Source organism: Corallococcus sp. 4LFB (genome assembly GCF_046520365.1).
Lineage (GTDB): Bacteria > Myxococcota > Myxococcia > Myxococcales > Myxococcaceae > Corallococcus > Corallococcus caeni.
Genome location: NZ_JBKGHJ010000515.1, coordinates 1 through 5574, shown reverse-complemented (window position 1 = coordinate 5574; position 5574 = coordinate 1). Strand labels below are relative to the sequence as shown.

The window sequence follows — 5574 nt, the reverse complement described above, 5'->3', positions numbered from 1 at the left end:
CGCGTCCCCTGCCCCCGGGCCGCCCGGGCGGCGAGCGCCACGTGCTCGGCCGAGTCCACCATCAGCGTCACGGGCGCTGGCGGCCGGCACAGCGCCGCCAGGGCCTCGGCATCCACGACGGGGTAGCCCATGAGCAGGTCGGTAAAGCCGCGCTCGCGCAGGCGCACGGCCTCGTCGGCGCTGAAGCACATGAGGCCCTGGAAGCCGGGATGCCCGTCGAGCACGCGCCGCAGCAGCGCGACGCACCGTACCGACTTCGTGGCCACCCGCACGGGCAGGCCCCCCGCACGCCGCAGCAGCGCCGCCGCGTTCTCGTCCAGGAGGTCCACGTCCGCGAAGGCCAGCGGCAGCCGCCGTCCCTCCAGGGCCCGGGCGTAGTAGGCGTAATCACGCGGCATGTCAGGACCTCCGGGCGCGGGCTCCACGGGAGAAGGTCATCATCGCCGCGCGCCGTCGTATCCGGGGACCGGCCACACGGGCGCGTGGGGTGGTGGACAGGGCGGGGAGGAGGCGCCGGAAAAGGGGCAGCGCGCCGGACATTCCTGGGGGAACGCCCGGCGCGCGCACACACGGATTCTTCGACTCCTGGGTCGGCCCACCCCCCCGGAAGGGCACGGAACGCCATGGTGCCGTCAGCCGAAAGTCATTTCTATTGAGGAAATCACGCGAGTCTCAGACGACCCGGGGGGCAGGGAATCATTTCCCACCTGGACAGGCGGAAGAAGCACTGATTCCACTCCCGACCTCACAAGTCTTCCAATTGGCCCCAGCCGCTATAGTAAGTAAATCGTGATTGATTTGATTTCCGAGGACCAACGCCTCTTGCAGGAGCTGGAGGGGCTGCTGGAGGGGCTGGAGCCCGGCTCCGAGGCACTGCCAGCGGTCCTCGCCGCGCTCCGTGGCGCCCTGCGCGCGGAGCGGACGGCGGCGTACGGCGTGGACGTAGGCCCGGACCGCTTTCACACGGCCTTCGTGTACGGCGTGGGCTTCCCGCAGCCGTCCTCGGTCCTTTCGGAGGCCTTCGACGCGTCCCTGCCGCCGGCGGGGAGCCGGTTCGGCTATTTCGATCCCGCGCGTCCGCCGCTGGCCCAGCGCAACCGGGCGATGCGCTTCTCGCCGCTGGGCATGCCGGAGCCCCTGCGGGCCCTGCCCATCACCGGCGAGGGCGAGGGGCCGCTGTGGGAGCGGCTGGGGCTGAGCGAGGCGGAGTGGGAGCACGCGCGGACGCAGCTGGCCGGGAGCGCCGCGAACCTGTACCGGCGTCTGGGATTGGAGCACCTGGCGCAGCTGCGGGTGCTGGTGTGCGAAGGCGACATGATGCTGGGCTGGGTGGGCGCCTTCCGGGCCGAGCCCTTCACGGAGCGGGAGCAGCGGCTGCTCCAGGCGCTGACGCCCGCCATCCAGCGGCGCATGGCCATGGACCGGCGGCTGCGACGAGGCGGCCTGCTGGGCCCGCCCTGGGCGCGGCGCTGGAGGTGCTGGGCGGCCCGCGTGGGTCGTCACGTTCAGCGGCCGGGTGATGCACGCCAACAAGGCGGGGCAGGCGCGGTGGGAGCAGGACTCGCAGGCGCTGGCGGCGCAGGTGCGCGAGTGTCTGCGGAGCCCGCCGGGCACGGGGCCGCTCTTCTCCTCCGGCCCGCTGCGCACGCAGGGGCTGCCGGACCACTACCTGGTGCTGGACCCCGGCCCCCCGATGGAGCCGACGTCGCGCCTGCCGGTGCTGACCAGCGCTGGGGGCTCACCGCGCGCGAGGCGCAGGTGCTGGAGCACGTGGTGCAGGGGGAGACGAACAAGGCCATCGCCCTGCACCTGGGCTGCGCCGAGCGCACGGTGGAGGTGCACGTCACGCACCTCCTGAACAAGGCGCAGGTGGAGAGCCGCTCCGCGCTCATCTCCCGCTTCTTCCAGTCCTGATGCGCCGTGGGCACCGCCCCCGGCGTGACTAGGATGGAAGGATGGATGATGCGCTCTTGAAGAAGGCGCTGGCTCGCGCCGACGCGGCGGTGGCGAAGGGGCCGCATGCGGTCGCGGCGGATGGCCAGCGCCGCACGCGGCACGTGGCGATGGGGGACCCGCAGGCGGACTTCGGCCGGGTGCTGTCCATCCTCTCACTGCACGGGCTGCTGGACGGGGACGGAGGGCTGCGCCCGGACGTGTGCCTGGTGTCCGTGGGCGACCACTTCGACTGGGGTCCCGCGGCCGACCGCGAGCGCGTGGCCCGGAGCGCGCTGCGGCTGGTGGCGTGGCTCGCGTCCCATCCGGCGGATCAGGCGGTGCTGCTCCTGGGCAACCACGACCTGGGGCGCGTGGGAGAGCTGGCGGACTTCACCGATGCGACCTTCCGGGCCGCGCAGGTGGACGCGGACCGGGTCTACGCCGGGGATGACACCGACGCGGCGGCGGAGCGGGCCTTCCTCCAGCGCTGGCCCGGCTTGCCGAGCGCGGAGCTGGCGGCGCGGGACTTCAGCGCCTGGACCGGGGAGCAGCGCGCGTGGGTGGAGCACCTGCTGCGCGCACGGAGGTTCCGCGTCGCGCACGCGGCCGGGGATTCGCTGCTGGTGCTGCACGCGGGCGTCACGCGCGAGGACCTGGAGGTCGTGGGGCTCGAGTCCGGGCGGTGGGCGGACGCGCGCGCGGTGGCGGAGGCGCTCAACGGGGTGATGGACCGGGCGGTGGCGGCGTGGAAGGGCGGGCCGCTCGTGCTGCCGGGGCTGCACCATCCGGGCAATGCGAAGGATGGCGAGGGAGTGGGCATCTTCTACCAGCGGCCCAGCCTGGCCGCGGAGGATGCGGAGCGCGTGCGGGGGACGCCCCGGCGCAGGTTCGATCCCCGGCGCCTGCCGCTGGGGTTGTCCCAGGTGGTGGGCCACACGCGGGACAAGCGGGTGCGGGAGCTGGTGTCACCCGGTCCCGTGCGCGACGGGGTGCTGCGCCACCTGGTGACGGATGGGACGCGCGTGGACTACGCGCACGGACCGCCGCCGGTGACGGGCCCGGGTGAGGCGGTGATGGTGTTCACGGATGGCGCCATGCGCGAGGGCCGCGCGGAGGACTTCCAGCTGTTCGACCTGGATGCCCGTCGCGCGGTGCCGCTGGCGCCGTGACGACGCCTCGCGCGTGCCGCATCCAGCAGGGCACGCGCGAAGGGTTGCATGCCTGTTACGGCGCCGCGCCCGGTGCGGCGGCGGGCGACTTGAGGCCGGCGAGCTTCTTCTCCAGCGACTCCACCTGACGCGGGGACACCTGCGCGGCGGGCAGCGTCTTCGCGAAGGCCAAGGCCTCCTCCAGCGTCTTCACCGCGCCAGCGGTGTCCTTGCGCGCGACCTGGATGTCCGCGCGGCCGGAGAGCACGGACAGCCGCCGCGCGCCCTGCACCCGCGCCAGCGCCCGGTCGTTCGCGGCGAGCGCGTCGTCGAGCCGGCCCGACAGGCGGTACAGCGTCGCGAGCCGCGCGGGCGGGTTGTAGTCCTGCGGCAGGTCCTTCTCGCTCTGCTCCAGCGCGGGGATGGCCCGCTGCGGCTGCTCCAGCGTCATCGCCGCGAGCATGCGGTGCGAGTCGAACACCGTGCGCGCCTCGGGGTTCGGCGCCTTCGCGGCCTCGCCCTCCAGGAACGTCAGCCACTCCTGGGCCACCTGCTTCGCGCCCGCCGTGTCCTGGTCCTGCGCGCGCGCCTCCACCAGCACCTCGTACAGGCCGGAGCGGTCATCCGCCTCCATCTCGATGGCGGGCGGCGCCAGCACGTCCCGCGCCTTCGCCTCCAGCGTGTGGCGCAGGTCCGCGGCCTCGGGCGTGCCCTCGGGGATGGCCAGCGCGCAGGTGAGGCCGTTGAGGACGCTGTTGGCCAGGTTGAGCGAGCGCGGCACCCCCGGCAGCTCCGCCACCGCCTTCCGCGCGCAGGGCACGTACTGCTTCGCCCCGTACTGCGCCATCAGCAGCGACTCCAGCGGCGCGGCCCCGGCGGGACCAGTCGGCGGGGGCCTCCGCGAGCGCGAGCGTCAGGGCCTCGGCGGCCTCCGCGGGCTTGCGCTCCCCGTAGAGGGCGTCACCCCGCGCGAGCAGCGCGTCCGCGCCGGTGGCACCGCCCTGGTAGGCGCGCTCGCCGTCCTCGAAGAGGCGCTCCAGCTGCGGCACCGTCGCGCTGCCGGCGAAGCGCAGCAGGGCCTTCTCCTCGCGCGGGTCGATGATGAAGAAGGTGGGCCAGAACTCCACCGGGTACTTCTCCTGGAAGGTCGCGTTCTGGGTCAGGTCGGTGTTGAGCTCCAGCCACACGAAGCGGTCCGCGTGCTTCGCCAGCGCCTTGTCCGTGAAGACATACGCGCGCATGGAGCGGCAGGTGTGACACCAGGGCGCCCAGGTGTCGACGAACAGGGGCACGCCCTTCGCCTTCGCGTCCGCGAGCGCGCGGGCGTAGTCATCCGGGATGAAGGGCAGCGGGCCTTCGGCGTGGGTCTCGGCGGGCGCGGGCGCGTTGGTGTGCGTGGCCGTGCAGGCGATGGACCCCGACAGAAGCAGGCAGGCGAGGAGGGAGCGCATGCGGCGCACCCTATCGCGCCTCCCCGGGGGTGTCCCCGGTGGACAGTGTGCGCACACTTGTCTGGGCACCGCGCGGCGTGCGTGCTGTCTTGCGCGTGGCCCCTATGCCCATGAAGGACCCTCGCGCCCTGCGCACCGCCCTCGCGTCCGCCCTGGACGCCCTGCCCGCCTCCGAGCGCTTCCCCGATGGCGCCGACGCCGACATGGCCCGCCGCCTGGCTGAACGGCTGCGCCGCGACCTGCTGCCCCGCCTGGGCTCCGGCGCCGACGACGTCCCGCTGCTCCTGGTGGCCATCGCCGGCCCCAACAACGTCGGGAAGTCCACGCTCTTCAACGCGCTGGCGAAGGCGTCCCTGTCCCCCGCGCGCCCCGAGGGCGGCCTCACCAAGCAGTGCCTGGCCGCCGCGAACCCGGAGACGTGGACGGGCGCGCTGAAGGACGTGCTCACCCAGCGCTACGACATCGTCCCGGTGGGAGACGGCACGGTGGCGCCCGTGGACGAGCCCGGGCCCCCGGGCCGGCTGTACCTGGTGCTGTCGGAGGCGGTGCCGCGCGGCCTGCTGGTGATGGACACGCCGGACTTCGACAGCGTGTACCGGGACAACCGCGAGCGGGCCGAGGCGCTGCTCGTCACGGTGGACGTGCTGGTGTTCGTGGTGAGCCGGCAGACGTACCAGAACGCGGCGCTGGTGGACTTCCTGCGCGCGGCGGTGGGCCACGGCAAGCCGTACCTGCTCGTCTACAACGAGGCCACGCGCGAGGACGTGGCGCGCGGCCACCTGGACAAGCTGGCCCAGGACGTGGGCCACCCGCCGCTCGCGCGCTACCTGGCGCCGCACCAGCCGGACGTGGAGGCGGGACTGAAGCCGCTGGCCACGGAGGCGCTGGATGGACGGCCACCGCTCGCCGCGCTGCTGGGCCAGGCTGAACACGCGCGCGAGCTGAAGGCGCGGGCGCTGGAGGCGTCGCTGTCGGATGCGCGCTCGGAGCTGGACGCGGTGGCCCGGGCGGCGACCCGCGCGGCCCGCGAGCCGGAGCGG

The 5574-nt window shown here is 73.8% G+C and carries 4 protein-coding genes and 1 pseudogene; 3 read left to right on the top strand and 2 right to left on the bottom strand.

The window, feature by feature from the left end; translation table 11 throughout:
• The coding region (locus tag ACLEQD_RS35640) for an alanine racemase (protein WP_410390267.1) at positions 1-398 on the bottom strand (398 nt) is incomplete at its 3' end.
• A gap of 391 nt (positions 399-789) precedes the next feature.
• Here ACLEQD_RS35640 and ACLEQD_RS35635 point away from each other — a divergent pair.
• Together ACLEQD_RS35635 and ACLEQD_RS35630 are read left to right on the top strand one after the other, a co-directional pair.
• Entirely contained in the window at positions 790-1914 is a 1125-nt protein-coding gene (locus ACLEQD_RS35635) for a helix-turn-helix transcriptional regulator (protein WP_410390265.1), read from the top strand.
• Between the two features lie 41 nt (positions 1915-1955).
• Positions 1956-3104, top strand: a complete 1149-nt coding sequence (locus tag ACLEQD_RS35630) for a transcriptional regulator (protein ID WP_410390263.1) — start codon at positions 1956-1958, stop codon at positions 3102-3104.
• 55 nt (positions 3105-3159) lie between these two features.
• Here the strand turns inward: ACLEQD_RS35630 and ACLEQD_RS35625 are convergent.
• Positions 3160-4534: pseudogene (locus ACLEQD_RS35625) on the bottom strand (thioredoxin family protein).
• Positions 4535-4644: 110 nt separating this feature from the next.
• Here ACLEQD_RS35625 and ACLEQD_RS35620 point away from each other — a divergent pair.
• Positions 4645-5574, top strand: a 930-nt coding sequence (locus ACLEQD_RS35620; RefSeq protein ID WP_410390261.1) for a GTPase, incomplete at its 3' end; no start/stop codon positions are given.